14 protein-coding genes and 1 riboswitch are annotated in these 17,570 nt (G+C 45.6%); of the genes, 8 read left to right on the forward strand and 6 right to left on the reverse strand.

Annotated features, from left to right (window positions below; genetic code table 11):
* The first annotated feature begins 508 nt into the window (after positions 1-508).
* Positions 509-1,087: a DJ-1 family glyoxalase III gene (locus AK963_RS15810; protein WP_066016412.1), complete on the forward strand. Its 579-nt coding sequence runs from the start codon at positions 509-511 to the stop codon at positions 1,085-1,087.
* 202 nt (positions 1,088-1,289) lie between these two features.
* Entirely contained in the window at positions 1,290-1,619 is a 330-nt protein-coding gene (locus tag AK963_RS15815) for a hypothetical protein (protein WP_139117447.1), read from the forward strand.
* A 113-nt stretch (positions 1,620-1,732) separates the two neighbouring features.
* Here the strand turns inward: AK963_RS15815 and AK963_RS15820 are convergent, their stop codons facing one another.
* A complete protein-coding gene (locus AK963_RS15820) occupies positions 1,733-3,433 on the reverse strand; it encodes an AMP-binding protein (RefSeq protein ID WP_066016414.1) in 1,701 nt (566 codons plus the stop codon).
* A 305-nt stretch (positions 3,434-3,738) separates the two neighbouring features.
* On the opposite strand from AK963_RS15820, the gene sctD reads away from it, so the two are divergent.
* Genes sctD through AK963_RS15840 form a run of 4 tightly spaced genes read left to right on the forward strand, consistent with a single transcriptional unit; the run spans position 3,739 to position 6,092 of the window.
* On the forward strand, positions 3,739-5,166 hold the full coding sequence (sctD, locus tag AK963_RS15825) for a type III secretion system inner membrane ring subunit SctD (RefSeq protein ID WP_066016415.1): 1,428 nt from the start codon (positions 3,739-3,741) through the stop codon (positions 5,164-5,166).
* On the forward strand, positions 5,144-5,404 hold the full coding sequence (locus AK963_RS15830) for an EscE/YscE/SsaE family type III secretion system needle protein co-chaperone (RefSeq protein ID WP_066016416.1): 261 nt from the start codon (positions 5,144-5,146) through the stop codon (positions 5,402-5,404). Before sctD ends, AK963_RS15830 begins: the two co-directional genes overlap by 23 nt.
* A gap of 14 nt (positions 5,405-5,418) precedes the next feature.
* Positions 5,419-5,688 (forward strand): EscF/YscF/HrpA family type III secretion system needle major subunit, encoded by a 270-nt coding sequence (locus AK963_RS15835; RefSeq protein ID WP_066016417.1) that lies wholly within the window; start codon positions 5,419-5,421, stop codon positions 5,686-5,688.
* Positions 5,689-5,717: 29 nt separating this feature from the next.
* Positions 5,718-6,092, forward strand: coding sequence for a tetratricopeptide repeat protein (locus AK963_RS15840; protein WP_066016418.1), 375 nt, complete (start codon positions 5,718-5,720; stop codon positions 6,090-6,092).
* 1 nt (position 6,093) lies between these two features.
* Here AK963_RS15840 and AK963_RS15845 read toward each other — a convergent pair whose 3' ends face one another.
* The 5 genes from AK963_RS15845 to guaB all read right to left on the reverse strand — a co-directional run bounded on the left by AK963_RS15845 (position 6,094) and on the right by guaB (position 15,276).
* Positions 6,094-9,498 (reverse strand): glycosyltransferase, encoded by a 3,405-nt coding sequence (locus AK963_RS15845; protein WP_066016419.1) that lies wholly within the window; start codon positions 9,496-9,498, stop codon positions 6,094-6,096.
* A 56-nt stretch (positions 9,499-9,554) separates the two neighbouring features.
* Complete coding sequence (locus AK963_RS15850) at positions 9,555-9,980, reverse strand: CesT family type III secretion system chaperone (protein ID WP_175404540.1); 426 nt, start codon at positions 9,978-9,980, stop codon at positions 9,555-9,557.
* Between the two features lie 72 nt (positions 9,981-10,052).
* Positions 10,053-11,645 (reverse strand): Na+/H+ antiporter NhaC family protein, encoded by a 1,593-nt coding sequence (locus AK963_RS15855; RefSeq protein WP_066016421.1) that lies wholly within the window; start codon positions 11,643-11,645, stop codon positions 10,053-10,055.
* 138 nt (positions 11,646-11,783) lie between these two features.
* Positions 11,784-11,954: riboswitch (Lysine riboswitch) on the reverse strand.
* Between the two features lie 144 nt (positions 11,955-12,098).
* Positions 12,099-13,676: a glutamine-hydrolyzing GMP synthase gene (guaA, locus tag AK963_RS15860; RefSeq protein ID WP_066016422.1), complete on the reverse strand. Its 1,578-nt coding sequence runs from the start codon at positions 13,674-13,676 to the stop codon at positions 12,099-12,101.
* 130 nt (positions 13,677-13,806) lie between these two features.
* Positions 13,807-15,276 carry an IMP dehydrogenase gene (gene guaB / locus AK963_RS15865; RefSeq protein WP_066016423.1) on the reverse strand — a complete coding sequence of 490 codons (1,470 nt, stop codon included), beginning with the start codon at positions 15,274-15,276 and terminating at the stop codon, positions 13,807-13,809.
* A gap of 124 nt (positions 15,277-15,400) precedes the next feature.
* Between guaB and xseA the strand changes: the two genes are divergently transcribed.
* Positions 15,401-16,762: an exodeoxyribonuclease VII large subunit gene (xseA, locus tag AK963_RS15870; RefSeq protein WP_066016424.1), complete on the forward strand. Its 1,362-nt coding sequence runs from the start codon at positions 15,401-15,403 to the stop codon at positions 16,760-16,762.
* Between the two features lie 87 nt (positions 16,763-16,849).
* Positions 16,850-17,500, forward strand: a complete 651-nt coding sequence (locus AK963_RS15875) for a hypothetical protein (RefSeq protein WP_066016425.1) — start codon at positions 16,850-16,852, stop codon at positions 17,498-17,500.
* Positions 17,501-17,570 lie beyond the last annotated feature (70 nt).

Here is a 17,570-nt window from a genome sequence, read left to right on the forward strand (position 1 = left end):
TCCTCTCGATTGGTCATGGCGCTGCTCCCTGCTTGATACCAACAGGAAAACAATCGGCCAGAAAAGGGTTAATCGGGAGGTCAAATTAAACTGGTGTTTTGAAGACTTATTACATCGGTGATGACACAAGGCACAGAAACCACCTTGTTTCTGATTACCACAATGGCTACTCCCTTGGCTACAACCTTGCTGAACAGCTGGCATAAAATCCCACTTCAACGCTACATCAAACCTTTATCAAATTTATCTCATCAGTCTTAACTATCTGCTAGATTAAAATTCTGTCGGTAAAAGAGCCTTTTTAAACATCTTAATGCGAACTGAAAACGACGATAAACCCCCCTGTTATTCATATTTTCTCATTGTGTAGTGCTACTTTACACAGAAGAAAGCCAATATACAGAAGCTTTATCACTCAGTTTTAAATAGCCGCAAAAGATCATTTACGGCCTTTAGCTACAGATACTTCACATTTACCTAACACCCCACCTTCTAATGAGGGTCTACCATGCCAAGACAGGTTCTCATCCCAATTGCTGACGGCTCTGAAGACATTGAAGTTGTGACGATCATAGATACACTCAGGAGAGCCGGCGCACAAGTTACTGTTGCCAGCTGCCTTCCAGATGGAAGCCAAGCTATCACCGCCTCACAGAAAACACAGATCACAGCAGATGTGCATATAGAAGCCTGTACAGGCAAACAGTTTCATCTGATCGCCCTTCCTGGCGGCATGCCCGGCGCCGAGAACCTCAAGAGCTGCAAAACGCTTATAACACTGCTGCGCGATCAGCAAAAGGCCGGGAAATGGTATGCTGCCATATGCGCCTCTCCTGCGGTGGTTCTTGCCCACCACGGATTACTGGATAACGTCCACGCAACATGTTATCCCAGCTTTATGGATCAAATGGAAGGCGCTCTGCCACGTCCCGGAAACACCATAGTCGTTGATGAGAAGAAACGGGTTATAACAGCCCAGGGCCCAGGGAATGCCATGGGTTTTTCATTTAAATTAGTTGATGCCCTCTATGGAAAAGATGCTTTTCGGCCGATAGCTAAGCAGATGATTGCAGACTGGGCTTTGTAAGCCTCTCCAGTTAACACCCCAATCTCATCAGTGATGTTAATTGAACACAGTTGTACAAATGCGTATAGAATACATATAAGGGTTTTCCGAAACAGCAGGGAAGCCCAGTGCATTAACCCACGAGGTATGAAAAATGGAAAGCTTTATCCTAATTGTGGCTAGCATTTTTGCACTGTATTACCTGAGTCAAAAACAGGACATAATGGCAAACAAGATGTTTGGTCATGAATTCAATCGTTTTGAGAGGATTTACCACAACACCACCTATTCTTGTCAAAATTCCACCATTGTCAGAAAGCAACTGATAAGCGGAATGCCCCTGCCATTCATCCCATCGACCAGTTATTCAGTAAGAGCGTTATGCCTTACTGAAGACAAGCACTGGTTCTGGTTTGATGCCTCCATAAGCCGCATGAAACTGAACCGAACCAGTATCACACCAACAGATGCTAAAGATGCATTTAATGCGTTGAAGGACGACCCTGAAATTCTACATCGCTACTTCTCAAACCATGACCAGCAGTCAGCATAACTAACTGCCAAACTGAACCTTCTTCAGCAGAATTAAGCCAAAGGACTGATCCAGCTTAAAACAACTGGATCAATAACCTCCCTCTTGGATTAATACCATCAAAATATAATTGGTTAAGTCACAACTTCTGACTGCCGAAGGTCTTTACGCAAAATTTTGCCAACAGGTGTCATTGGCAATTCTTCACGGAATTCACATACTTTGGGTACTTTATATGCCGTCAAATAATCACGACACCAGCTTAGTAACTCATCAGATGTAAGGCTGTCATCTGACTTGATGACAAACAGCTTGACCTTCTCCCCAGAGTTCTCATCAGGAACACCAATGGCCGCACAGTTCGCAACCTTGGGATGACCGGAAACAACATCCTCAATTTCATTCGGATATACATTAAAACCGGAAACAAGAATCATATCCTTGATTCGATCAACAATCCTGACAAATCCATCCTCCTGAATCACAGCGACATCACCCGTCTTTAGCCAACCATCCGCACTGAGCACTTCTGCTGTCGCTTCAGCCCGCTGCCAGTATCCGGGCATAACCTGCGGCCCCCTGACACAAAGTTCACCAGGCTCACCTACTGCTGTCTCATGACCAGCTTCGTCTATGGTTTTCAGCTCTGTGGAAGGTATTGGCAGGCCTGCAGTACCTGGCTGTGATAAATCACCAGCTGGATTCATACAAACGGCGGGAGAACACTCTGTCAAACCATAAGCTTCAGAAATAATACACCCAGTCTCTTTATGCCATTTTTGAGCCGTTGCCTCTTGCAGTGCAGTTCCGCCGGATAGCGTTAATTTTAATCCTGAAAGGTCACACTCTTTAAATTTTGGATGATTCAACAAGCTGGCAAACAAGGTATTCAGCCCAATAAAGGCAGTAAAACGCCATGGCTTAATGAACTTAATGAATGTATCTGTATCTCTCGGGTTAGCTATTAGAATGCTGTGATTACCCATAAACGGCATACACATTAAGTGCACTGTGAAAGCATAAATATGGTAGAGAGGTAAAGGGGCTATAAGAATTTCCTTCCCCGATTTTAAGATTTTCTGTCCTTGCTCATCTACTTGAGACAGCATTTCTTTGGACTGAAGCATATTTGCAATCAAGTTCCTGTTAGTCAGAATGGCACCTTTAGCAACCCCGGTAGTACCGCCAGTATATTGAAGCACAACCGGATCAGAAAGCTTACCCTCTGGAACCGGCTGATAGTCAGAGGCTTTTACAGCTCTGAAAGCGTCAAGCAGAGGAACCGCATTGGGCAGGGAATACTGTGGTACCATCTTCTTAACATATTTGACCAGGAAATTAACGACCTGCCGCTTGGGAGCTGGAACCATATCAGCCAGCCGAGTCACAAAAATGTGCTTTATTTCTGTCTGACCAACCACCTCTTCAACGAGATGGCCGAAATTTTCAAGAAATACTAACGCCTTTGCACCTGAGTCCTTGAACTGGTGCAACATTTCCCGTGCAGTATAAAGCGGGTTAGTATTCACAATAACCAATCCAGCTCTCAGCGCTCCATAAACGACAATTGGGTACTGCAGAAGATTGGGCATCTGAATCGCAATTCGATCCCCCGGTTTAAGATCAGTATTTCTTTGGATATATGCCGCAAACTGCTGACTATAATGATCAATATCAGCATAAGTCAGTGTATGGCCAATGCCTGTAAATGCAGGGAGCGAGCTATTTTCATGCAAAAAAGCATTGATCACAGATAAAGCACTGGAATATTCATCAGGGTTAACCGCATTACCAACACCTGCAGGTCTTTTACCATTCCAGAATGATGCATCCATAGCACTGTGCCTCTTATTTTATGGTTATTGTTATCAGGGCTATTCTGCCTTTTTAAGCAATTTTACCCAACATTTTATCGATAGGCATCTAATAAGTGACGAATTTGCCGAATAATTATCATGTAATCTCTGGCAATGACGTTTTTTTTACCTTAATCTATTTTTAGGACTCAATTTACGCAGGTAGTCAGAGCACGTAAAGACACCAGCAACAACTACGGACAGAATCAACAGGATGTTGACCATAAAACCGTTTATGAGCCCAGTCAGATCATTTTCTGCTTTTGCATGGCAGGGGGTAATTGATGACTGAATTTTACCTGAAAATACTCTCCGGCAATCATATTGGTGCCGAGATACCCATTGAGCCGGGCAGGTATTCCTTAGGAAAAGATGATGGTTGTGACCTGGTCTTAACCGACGACAACCTGAATGATATTGAGCTCATTATTGAGATTTTTAATGATGGCCAGGTCAAAATACAATCAAGCACAGCGGATACCCCCTTATATTTGAATGGAGAGCCCGCTGGCTCGAGCATTCAGTATCGCTACTTTGATATTGTTACCTCAAGCAGCCTTTTCATAGCTATTGGCCCTGCTGACGCTGAGTGGCCATCTCTTGCACTACCGAATGTAGCTCCCCCCCCAACACAGGAACTGACTGTCAACGAGGAACAGCAGCAATCTCCTGAAACAGATGAGCCGGATCTATCTGCATCTGACTTTGACCAGGAACTGTCAGATGAAGAAGACGAGGATGAAGAGGATGATTTTGAAGATACGTCCTTTATAGCAAGTATTGATAAAAGATGGCTTGCCGCTATACCAGTCATACTGGTGCTTGTGATAGCAAGCATGAGCCTTATCATTTCCAACACAGATACCAAAGTACAAAAAGTAACGCGCATTCCGGGAGTTCTTGAAATCTCGGCAAAAGCCAGAGACCAGCTTGGACTTAAAGAGGTCAAGTTCAAACAGCTACCCGATAAAATGTTACTCGTTTCAGGGTACACTCAAACGCTTCAGGACAAACTTGAACTTCAAAAATTTCTTAGAAAGCAGGGCATTCCTTTTAATTCGCAAGTCATTGTTATGAATGAAATGCGCGATAACGCTGAATTGCTCCTCAGAGACCGCGGCTATGACAAGCTTGAACTGGAGCTGGATAATACCCCTGGTTCTCTGGTATTAACCGGATATGTTTCAACCTCTGATGAGCTTGACAACATTATCAGAATGCTCAAACAGGAGATTTATGGACTGATTTCGGTTGTTGATCAGGTTGAAAACCAGATTGGTCGGGTTAATACCCTCAAATCCATGCTCCGGGAAAAAGGCTTGATACCAAGAATTCACGTCGTAGTCCGGGATCAAACGGTGATTTTGAAGGGACACCTGCTGGATGAAGGACAGGTTTATGACCTTCAAACGGTAGTAACAAAATTTCAGAAAAAATATGCCAATAAACCATCCATTGAACTAGCCACCAAGTATGCAGGAGGTATGCTAACCGATAGTCAATCACCTTTATCGTTAAATATACGCGGTATCAGTATGGGCAAGGTTCCTTACGTGATACTGATAGATGGTTCCAAATACCTGATAGGGGCAAAACTTTCTAATGGGTATATAATTGAAGATATTAACCTTGAGTATCTTTTATTAACTAACGGAACTGACAGAATCAAATACCGTCTTGGAGGGAACCGTGGCGGACAAATCAAAAAATGAAGAGAATATTCTTCTATCAACCACCGAAGAACAATTGATTCAAGATAAGGATGGCTCTTATCGGGATCAGATCCTTAACCATTTGCTCTCTGAAGCTACTCGCCTGAAAGGATTAAAAGATAAAGGCGCAGCTCCGGAAGATTTTTCAAAAATCGATAACCTGCTAACCGCTGTAGTTGCGGCTATGGAGGTCGTTGATAAGAGCTGGAAACAGCATCACGGTCAATCAAAAGCCTGAGAGGGAACTCAGCCATGGCATACCAGGATACCTATAACCCGAATTACAATCAGCCAGGAAGCTCCAGTTTCAGCTTTGACAAAGTATCTGAAACATTTGGAAGCCAGGCAGAAGCACTTGATACAGCACTGAAAACCCGTGTCGCCAATATGGATCCTAACAGCACGAAGGACATGGTTGAGTTCCAGGTAGAATTTAACAAGTACATGATTGTTGAAGGTCTTCGTTCAAGTATCGTCAAATCAATCAAGGATACGATACAGAGTATTATTCAGAAGCTCTAAACTAATTCTATGAATGGAGATTGGCAGCAATGATTGATGACAAGCTTTTAAAAACTCTGGCTGATATTGGCTTCATGGCCAGTGGAACCGGGCTACCAAAACATGCCTTTGGTATTTTCAACGGTATCGAAACAGCCCGACCTGACAGCCCGCTGAGCACCATTGGCTTTGCCCTTGAGTTCATGAATCGAAAGCGTCATCAGGAGGCTATTGACCTGTTGCACAAGGAAGGTCTGGCAAAGCACCCTGATGATCCCACTATCAAGGCTTTTCTGGGATTAGCTTTAATGTTTGAGGGGCGTAATAAAGAAAGTGAAGACTATCTTAAACCATTACTCTCTTCAAAAGAGACAGAACCCGCTGAAATGGCCAGGGAACTTCTTTCCAACATCCACGGCCAATAACTTATTCCGGAAGCTTATCTCTGAGAGCTTCCGGGAAGTTTTTCCCCGGTATAGCCCTTTCAATCAACCATTGTTTTACCACCGCAGTAAGTAACGTTAAAAAACGCTCCGTTTGCTGTGGATTTTCAGCCATTTCCTGCACCAGGCGAACAGACTTGCTTAACGTATCAACTGAAAAGTAATGATCGGAAACCAACCTTTCAGATACTCTGAAACAAGACCCACGACTATATACCCCCTTCTCTCCCATTTCACGCCTTAGCTCAGTAGTTGAGCCACACAGTAAATTTTTCACTAACTCGTCTGAAAGCTCTGTTGCAGGTTCAAACCACTCAGACTCACTCCAGCGTTGAATCTCTTCTCCACATTGGCACAAACGCCTGATGACTCTGCCAAAATAATCTCTTAAACGTCTTTTTGAAAACGACTGAAAGCCTCGAAATGTCCATAAATTCACTTGCTGTCGCCAGTAAAACTGTTGGTCTAAGCGCTGCAAGTGACACACAGACATCCCTTTACAACTTTGCAACAGCTCACACCATTCATCATGATGATTAACAACCACTCTGAACGTAGTATCAAGGCCTTTTTCAAAAGCACTGGCATAGTTGCCACAAAGAGTAGGTTTTCTGCTCAATAAAGCATCACTATCAGCCGTTCGAACCAAATTATTGATCACCAAATGCTCATCAACAGTTGGCATTTCGATCAACTCACCATTCACCAACTTAAACAAGCACTTTCTGAAACCATTAAAGTGAAACTGCTCAAAAACGCTCGGAAGGGACGTTTTCATAAAGCTGTTATCTGTACCACAAAAGGCTCTCTGGGGATCACTCAATTCAGACTCAAACGCTTTTATAACCCCCGGACAGAAAGCAGCTTTAACATCTAACAGAAACGGTATACCGTTTTGGGTTACAACATTTCTGTTATGAACATCACCCAACCCCATAAGAATTGATAAACCGGCAATGACTCCCAAGCGCTGGTAATAATCGCTGACCTGCTGATCATCTAATGCTTCACAGCAACCTTTATCAATAAACTGACAAAAACCGTAAGAACCTTCAAAAGATCCAGGTAACATCCTTATGGTTGCCAGCCCTGGCTCTTTACCCAGCCACTGGTTAAGCTTGCCTGCGATATTACTATTATCTGCAGTATGCCCAATAATCTGGTGCTCAATAGCCAGATCCCTGTTTTTATAAACCAGCTTCTCCCCATTATCACAAGAGATAATGGCAATCATGCAAGAAGACGTACTTAATGGATAATCAAGGTGTGTAACACACTGAGCCGGCTCTTGCCAGAGATCGGCGAACAACTGATTTATATCACCAAGATCTCTGTAAAAACGAATAAGTAATTTTTTAAAGTCTTTCAGCGTATGAATAACCCATAAGCGATTCAAACGATACCACAAAGGGAATTCAGTACTCAGGAATAATAACCCCCCCTGCTCAGTCACATAATCCAGTACATCGGTATATTGCAGTGACTCATTCATCTCTACAACCCAAGCAATTGCCTGCAATAGCTGCTCATCCAGTTTGAGTGCAAAAGGCTTTAAGAGGCTTGCTCGAAACTCCAGATTTTCTGGCTGATCATGGTAACCGGCCAGCTGCAGATCCAACCAGCTAAGCATGGGTTCCAACAGCCTGAAGCGATGCGGTTCAACACAATCCAGATGTACCATCATCTCAGAAGATAATCTTCGATCTTCAGGCCACCACCTTTGTTGATTTTTAGCCAGCTTCGATGACGGTTCACCGGTATGAGTGAGCACTTGATACTTACACATCCACATAATATTCAATATCAGTGTTGGCTCCTCTGGAAACTTCGCTTTCAAGTCCATCAAAAGGCAACCGGATAAACAAAGACGCGCAATATGATTGATCAGGTCAGTGTTTAAGAATGAGTCCATTTCCGTATAGTGAACAAAATTCTCAGAACCCAGCAAATACCGGACCCCTCGATCCGTTGTCTTAAGAAACTGGTTATCTTCCAACTGACTGGCAGGGTAATGTTCAAATATCTGGTGATAAGGGAGTCCGACAGGTCTTTTATTTAATCGGGAAATCTGATCAGCATCTTTATTCAGACCGTCTACTAATTGATGATATTCATCAACAATTGCCTCCCATCGATAATTCTCAAATACTCTCTGCCTTCCCTGTTCTCCAATGCTCATCAGAAGCTCAGGATCCTGAATCAGCTGGTGTATTTTCTCTGAACATTGACTCAAATTAACCGCAGTCCCCTGCGCCTGCAACAAATGTGCATGATCCGTCAATAATGAACCTAGAGGTCGGGAAAGATCATCCAAATCTGTCGATACCGTTTCAACCAGACAACCACTAACCCCATCTTCAACCAGCTCCGAATAACCATTCCAGTCGGATAAAACAACAGCCTTCCCATTTACCATGGCTTCCAGAGGCACAATTCCAAAACTTTCCTGAATATTATCCGAAAGTGTCAGAACCATATCACAGGCGGACAGCCATTGATGCTTACGGGCATCTTCAATTTCCAGCTCAAAGCGAATACATCCTTCCAGGTTTAAATCATAAGCTTGCTTTAACAGGGACTGCACAGCCGGACTAGCTGCATCTCCTGCACCAGCAATAACCCACTTGATATTCCGGTGCCCATAACCTTCCACCAGATCATTCATTACTAACAATACTGGATGGAGGTCCATTTTCTGCGAAGGAGAAATACGACCAAGGGTTAAAATAACAAAAGATTCCTGATCGACACCCAATACCCCCCTGGCTTCCTCTGCACTTCCCACATAACATTCATCAGGCTCTATACCCAAAGGCAGCTTCACAACACTCCCTTTATAAGGAATAGCCACACCAATATGATCAGAGATACTGGAACTTGCCGCGGACAACAGGCGCATCATCACTTTTTTCTGAGCCTTACTGCTGCATAAAATTGCATCACAGCCTTTTAGTGGAGACAGTAGAAGATCGCGGGTATTTGACATGTTTGAGTCTGTACTCAACGTGTGCGCCCGACCAGTAATTGGAAATAGTTCCTGGCAGTATGCGTCACGCAGTGCAGCAAGATGACCAATCCAGGGGTCCCCTTGATGAAAAACCTGATACCTGATCTTGGAAAAATACCGGCTTAATTTATGGGCTGGTAAGAAATGAATGGCTTTATCACTGCCATAGTGCTGAAGAAAAGATTCCCAGTCTGATTTTAATTCCGGCAATAACGACTGAGGGGAAAATATATGTATCTCTTTGAATCGACTGTAACGAATGATTGCTTTTAGAAACCCGTCATTCGCACGCCGGAGTCCATTGAAATACGCAGCTTCAGTACTGGCAACCAGACAACCAAACACTGAGGAACGGGAGGATTGCTGCTTTTTCGAAGGCATATCGAACAACTCTAATCATTGACATACCTTATATATCGAACTCACAGCGGCTTCTATTAGGGCATGAGCATCATAGCGGAGCCTGAAGGGGGAGCACTTTGACCAACCCATTTTACAAAAAGCTCATGATTATTGGCCAAAGCGACAATTGCTTCTTCAATCCCCCCGACACTAAGACTCTTGATTGGAGCAGAAGCGTATAGAGCCAGTGCATTTTCATCAGGGTCGATACACAATGAAACACGCTCAAAGGCAACCAGAGCCAGATTTTTTTCCAAAAGCCGTATTAATAGCTCTTCACGCTTACTATTATCCTCAGGCAGTTTTGAAATGATGCAATATGCATAAAAGCGACCGTTAGCCTGAAAACAGGCAACCTCTACCCGATCATCAACCACCAGAGTATATCTGTCATTTTCATACTCCAGCGGCCCAATCTGCTGACGAGCGGCGTATGAATTCATCAAGTTTTCAAAGCTCATAGCATCCATGCCCTTGATTTAAATGAGTTCAAAAAGGCTTCCGTGCCTCTTCTTAAGCATAGTGCAGCTTTATTACTTGGCCAGATGCCCAGAAGCTGGTGCTAATGCGCGGGATTTCAAAGAAATCTTTCTGAACAGAATTACAAGGCCAATAAAGGCCACAAGTGAGGCAACAAAACCCATTGAAATAGAGTGAGTGATACCCATTATCAGGTAACCGAACATGGCTACAGCCGCTATGCTAAGCGCGTAAGGTAACTGAGTATTGACGTGATCCATATGATGACAGGATGCCCCTGTGGACGAAAGGATTGTCGTGTCAGAAATCGGAGAGCAATGATCACCAAACACAGCACCTGCCAGAACAGAGGCCAGCATGGGCAGTATCATGACAATATCTGCTGCTGCCGCCATATCTCCGGCAATTGGCAGCATAATACCAAAAGTCCCCCAACTGGTTCCGGTAGCAAACGCCATCACACCGGAGACAATAAACAGAATCATTGGCAGGAAACTGGGGGAAATATTGCCACTAACCAGGCTGGCCAGATATTTTCCGGTCTCCAGCTGACCGATTATCCCTGTCAGAACCCAGGCAAATACAAGGATATAAATGGCTGGCAACATGGACTTGCTGCCCTCAATTAGAGCCTTACTCCAAATTTCTCCAGCGATATTGCGGCTCAACAACCGGACTATTGCAAACAAGAGTCCAATCAACCCACCACTGATCAACGATAAAGTAACATCAGTATTCTCAAAGGCGCCAAGAATAGAAAACACCTGATTATCAGCGGCCAGTGCTGAGTTACCTGTCCATATCATGGCAGCCAGAGTGGCAAGCACCAGTACCAGAATCGGTGCGACGAGGTCAGCGACACGACCATTCTTATCTTCTTCGAGGGCAGGTGCCCCAGGAGGGTTACCTTTATTAGCATCAAAAAGGCTGCCGGAAAGCGCTGCATTCTCGTGCTTAGCCATTGGGCCAACATTAAGATCCATAGCAGCGGTACAGAAAACGAGCGCCAGAGCAAAAATGGCGTAAAGGTTCATAGGAACCATGCCCAAGAATGAAAAGACAGGGCTATCACCACCAACACCATGAGTAGCCATAATAGTACCCACCAGGGCAATGATATAAGCACCCCAGCTTGAAATTGGTGTAATTACACAAATAGGAGCAGCGGTCGAATCAATCAAATAAGCGAGCTTGGCTCTTGAAACCTTGTGCCGGTCAGTGAGCGGCTTACTGATACTACCCACAGCAAGGCTGTTGAAATAGTCATCAATAAAGATGATAACACCGAGAAAAACCGTCAGTACCTGCGAGCCCTGCCGGGTTTTAACACGTTGACGAGCCCACTCTCCAAAAGCCCTGGCCCCACCAGAAATACTAATCAGACTGGTGATAACACCCAGAACCAGCAAAAATAACAAGATATAGATATTGCTTAAGTTAAGGCCTTCATCCCAAAACACACCAACAAACCCATCAAAAATACGGCGAATGGTTATAAGCGGGTTCAAGCCGGTAAGCAGCAAAGCACCGGTAATAATACCAGCCCCCAAAGACCATAATACTTTCCGTGTTATTACTGCCAGAATAATCGCGATAGCTGGAGCTAATAAAGATAACGACGAATCACTGAAACTGATTAATTCCATAAAGCTGATCTCGTTTTTTGATCACACACACCTGTTATTCCATTGTTTATTAGGATGCGTGAACCATTTGTCATTAGATCAGGAGGCAAGCGTACATGGAGGAAGCGCATATAAAGAAAACCTCATTAGCGCTCTCTGGTACCCGTTAGCTCTCCACAGTAAAAACTGTGACAGTAGTACACCTCTTCGATGCACTACCAGTGAAGCTGGCTGACCACCAGACTCACTTCGGCGCTATTTCCTTTCAATCGGACTACGGACGTCACCCTATTCCGATTTACTGATAAACAGCGCGCCTCTAACTAGGGAAAGAGGATCACAGGCAGGGACGTAGCAAGAACATACTCACTACATCACCCCTGAATGGGCGCATTATGCACCATTGCTCCTGATATAAATACCCAAAGCAAATATAAGAGTAGGAATCAGTCATTACATTTAGTAATAACTGTATCACTCCCACTCAATTGTAGCCGGTGGCTTACTGGATACATCATAGGTCACCCTTGAAACATGCTCAATTTCATTGATGATCCGATTAGAGACTTTCTCCAGAAGATCGTAAGGCAGGTGAGCCCAGCGAGCGGTCATAAAGTCGATGGTTTCCACCGCTCTCAGGGCAATAACATACTCATAGCGGCGACCATCTCCCACCACGCCAACCGATTTCACCGGCAGGAATACAGCAAAAGCCTGACTGGTTTTTTGATACCAACCGGATCTACGCAGCTCCTCAATGAAGATAGCGTCTGCCTGACGCAGAATATCCGCGTACTCTTTCTTGACTTCACCAAGGATACGAACACCAAGTCCCGGCCCTGGGAATGGATGGCGGTAAACCATGTCATAAGGCAGACCCAGCTCAAGACCAATAGTACGAACCTCATCCTTGAACAGCTCGCGAAGAGGCTCAACCAGCTCCATTTTCATGTCTTCCGGCAACCCACCCACATTATGATGGGACTTGATGACATGCGCCTTACCAGTTTTTGAGCCAGCAGATTCAATAACATCCGGATAGATGGTTCCCTGGGCCAAAAACGCGATGTTATCCAGTGCACTGGCGTGCTCATCAAACACTTCGATAAATGTATTACCAATAATCTTGCGCTTATCTTCAGGATCCTGAACACCTTTCAGACGACCCAGGAACAACTCTTCAGAATCAGCACGAATAACCCGAACCCCCATGTTCTCTGCAAACATAGCCATGACCTGATCACCCTCGTGAAGACGAAGCAGACCATTATCAACAAAGACACAAACCAGCTGGTCACCAATAGCCTTATGCAGCAGAGCCGCTACGACACTGGAATCAACGCCACCGGACAGTCCCAGCAACACTTTCTGGTCACCCACCTGCTCACGAACACGGGCAATAGCATCATCAATGATCTTGCCAGGAGTCCACAGTTTCTGACAGCCGGCAATATCAACCACAAAACGCTCAAGAATTCGTAATCCCTGTGTGGTATGTGTCACTTCAGGGTGGAACTGAACTCCATAATACTGTTTTTCTTCACAGGCCATGGCCGCAATCGGGCAGGAACCGGTAAAAGCGGCAACTACAAAACCATCAGGTATGGCGGTCACTTTATCGCCATGGCTCATCCAGACATCCAGAGTCAGGTGACCACCTTCACAAACATGGTCCTCAATGCCATCAAAAAGACGCACTTTTTCTTCCAGCTGAACCTGGGCATAGCCAAATTCACGAAGATCAGAGGTACTGACCTTGCCACCCATCTGCTCCGCCATGGTCTGCATGCCATAACAGATACCCAGTACAGGAACACCGAGTTCAAAAACAATATCAGCGGCTCTTGGAGAATTATCGCCAGTAACGGATTCAGGGCCACCGGACAAAATTATCGCTTTCGGGTTGAACTCCCGAATAGCGGCATCATCCATATCGTAGGGATGGAGCTCACAATAAACACCGACCTCACGAACTCTTCGAGCGATAAGCTGGGTGTACTGGGAACCAAAATCAAGAATCAGAATGCGGTCTGAATGGATATCCTGGGACATGATTAATCTCTAAGTCCTGTAATCAGCAAGGCAGGGAGCTTACCCTTACTGAAAGTAAGCAGCCGGCCAGAATTTATCTCATTTCTGCCCGGCTGTAATGTTTCAACAATAACAACGCTATGAAGCAGTCTTAACCAACACGGTAGTTAGGTGCTTCTTTAGTGATCGTCACATCATGTACATGGGATTCAGCCATACCGGCATTGGTCACACGAACAAACTGTGGCCGGGTACGCATGGTTTCCATATCAGGGGAACCGGTATAGCCCATTGCGGCACGCAAGCCACCCACCATCTGATGGATGATGGCATGGAGAGGGCCCTTGTAAGGTACACGGCCTTCGATACCTTCCGGGACCAGCTTTTCAGCCCCCTCTTCGGCACTCTGGAAATAACGGTCACTGGAACCGGAAACCTGTGACATTGCTCCAAGAGAGCCCATACCACGATATGCTTTATAGCTACGCCCCTGATAGAGCTCTACTTCTCCCGGCGCTTCTTCCGTACCGGCCAGCATACTGCCCAGCATAACCGTACTGGCACCAGCAACAATCGCTTTTGCCAGGTCACCTGAAAAACGGATGCCACCGTCAGCAATAACAGGAACCCCGGTATCTTTCAGCGCTTCAACCACATTGGCTACCGCACTGATCTGAGGAACACCAATGCCGGTGACAATACGGGTAGTACAGATAGAGCCAGGACCGATACCCACTTTAACACCATCAGCACCCGCTTCGACCAAGGCTTTACCAGCCTCGGCGGTAGCAATGTTTCCGCCAATCACCTGAACCTGAGGGTAGTTTTCCTTCACCCACTTCACTCGCTCAATAACACCACGGGAATGGCCATGAGCGGTATCCACGATAATGACATCAACACCAGCAGCCACCAGGGCCGCAACACGTTCAGGAGTTTCAGCGCCCGTACCGACCGCTGCACCAACTCTCAACTGCCCCTGACTGTCTTTCGATGCATTCGGGTACTGCTGAGCCTTTTTGATATCTTTAACCGTCATCATGCCGGTGAGATTAAACTGATCATCAACCACCAGCACTTTTTCGATACGGTGCTTGTGCAACAACTTGCGAACGGTTTCCGGATCCGTACCTTCCTTAACTGTCACCAGACGGTCTTTCTGGGTCATAATTTCGGAAACGGCCTTATCCAGATTGGAGACAAACCGAACGTCACGACTGGTAACAATACCCACCAGATCGGTGCCAGAAAGCACAGGCACACCGGAGATATTATGTCTGGAGGTCAACTCCAGAAGATCTCTGACGGTCGCACTGGCATCAATGGTAATCGGGTCTTTGACCACACCACTTTCGTGCTTCTTAACCTTGCGAACTTCAGCCGCCTGCTGCTCGGGCGTCATATTCTTGTGAATAATCCCGATTCCGCCTTCCTGCGCCATGGCAATAGCCAAAGACGCTTCGGTAACGGTATCCATCGCCGCTGAAATCAGCGGAATGTTCAGCTCGATACCGCGGGTCAATTTCGTTTTCAGGGAGACATCTTTGGGGAGGACTTCGGAGTAGCCGGGCAGGAGGAGGACATCATCGAAGGTGAGTGCATCTTGTGCAATTCTCAGCATTGCCTGTTACCAAGAGTTTATGGGAAAAAAATTCGGACAAGTATACCCTATATTTCAACTTCAGCTAAACCACTTATTCAGGCAGAATGTCAAAAAACTGATAACCTCCTGCCAGGCTTGATCCATGCACCACTATACAGACACACCTGCTCACAACGTTGAGCCCTCTGCAAAAGCCCTATCTGTCACGGAGTTAAATGGTAAAGCCAGGCGATTGCTGGAGATGAATTTCAATAATGTCCGCGTTGAGGGTGAAATCTCCGGACTGGCCCGCCCCAGCTCCGGTCACTGGTATTTCACTCTTAAGGATAAGCAATCTCAGATCCGCTGCGCCATGTTCCGCAACCGGAACCAGGCACTTAAATTTGTCCCGACCGAAGGCATGCTACTCATGGTCAGGGGCCGTGTGAGCCTGTATGAAGGGCGAGGCGATTATCAACTGATTGTCGAACATATGGATAATGCCGGCACCGGAGACCTTCAGAAGGCTTTCGAGGTTCTCAAGGCGAAACTTGCCACTGAAGGCCTGTTCGATATCACGCGCAAACAGCCCCTGCCCACTCATCCAAAACATATCGGGGTAATCACCTCACCTACAGGCGCAGCCATTCGTGACATTCTCACCGTACTGAAAAGGCGATTTCCTGCCATACCGGTCACCATTATCCCCAGCTCAGTTCAAGGAGAGCAGGCGAAACACGAACTGGTCAGTGCGTTAAAGCTTGCAGAAAGTGCCAACCGATTCGATGTACTGATTATTGGTCGTGGAGGCGGCTCACTCGAAGACTTGTGGCCATTTAATGAAGAATTGGTCGCCAGAGCAATAGCGGACTGCGCTATCCCCATTGTCAGTGCCGTTGGTCATGAAATTGACTTCACCATAGCCGACTTTGTAGCTGACTACCGGGCGGCAACACCATCAGCAGCGGCAGAAATCCTCAGCCCGGATCGCCAGGCCATACTGAATCAGCTTCACCTTTTCAGCAGAAAGCTTACTACACTGACACGCCATAAGCTTCAGCGAATCCAGAAAGAGCTGGATAATCTGCAAAAACGTTTGAGGCACCCCGGTGACCGTTTGAGAGACAACAGCCAGCGGCTGGACGATCTGGAAATCCGATTAAAACAGGCCATTACCCTGAAACTGGAACGCGCTCAATCAAGCTTTGGCCGAGTCAGCGATCGAGCACACCAGCAGAACCCCCAACGTAAACTGGAACTGCTGAAGAGTCGCAATGAATATATGAGCCAAAAGCTGATTCAGCTCATTTCGACCAGACTGGAAAAACAGCAACTTAAACTGGAGAAAATATCCGGAGAGCTGAACGCTGTAAGCCCCCTGGCGACCATGTCCCGTGGTTACTCCGTAACCACCCTGTCTGGTGAAATTATCCGTAACAGCAGGCAACTCAAGAAAGGGGAGTTAATTACCACCAGCTTTCACCAGGGACAAGCTTTGTGCACGATTGAAAAGCTAACCTATTGATTAACCATTTATTCATGAACTTTTTCTACACATTTGCCGTCTAAACAGACAAAACTGCTTTTTGAGAGAAATGAGGCTGTTTACTCGATGAAAGAAGACAATAAAACAGAGATAACCATTCACCCCAAAAGTGAACAGCAGTTGCTACAAGACAATGTCTTCTACTGTAAAAATTGCCTTGATGAAGAAGGGCAAATCGCATTCGTTAAAGAGTGCACAAGCCTGATGAAGGAGGACTGTAATGCTAAACTGCTGTCCAACCTCACCGGTGACACTTATGATTTTGCCCAGTCCGTACTGTTCTACAATTGGCCAAGCCAGCCTGAAAGCCTGAAGCTTATTGAGAGCGCAAAGCCTGACGGAATATTGAATCTTGGTGATCAACTTCACCAGAAAGCATACAGGGAATTTTCAAGTACTGGTCAAAGTACAGACAATGAAGAGCAAAGCGTTGTAAATATACCGGAATCATTTAGCCCAAGAGCGCTGTACGGAATTCTATACCAGCCAGGAAGCAGCTTTGGTGCTCACCAGGATGGTGCAAACGGATGGACAATAGCATTATCTCTAGGATCAGATGCCGACTTTTTTTACTTATCACTGGAAGCATCTCAGCGAATAGCCCAGAGAATCAAGAAACACGAGAAGTCAGAAGGAAGACGGGCAACAAATGAAATTATTATACCAATTTCATTTTCAAAATATGTCACGAATTCTGCGATTGCCTTTATACTTTAAATAGCCTGTTGTTCATCCCGTTAATGTCATGCCTAAAACTCCCGATTTTCCTGAAAACTTTCACGATGCA

The organism is Endozoicomonas atrinae, assembly GCF_001647025.1.
GTDB lineage: Bacteria > Pseudomonadota > Gammaproteobacteria > Pseudomonadales > Endozoicomonadaceae > Endozoicomonas > Endozoicomonas atrinae.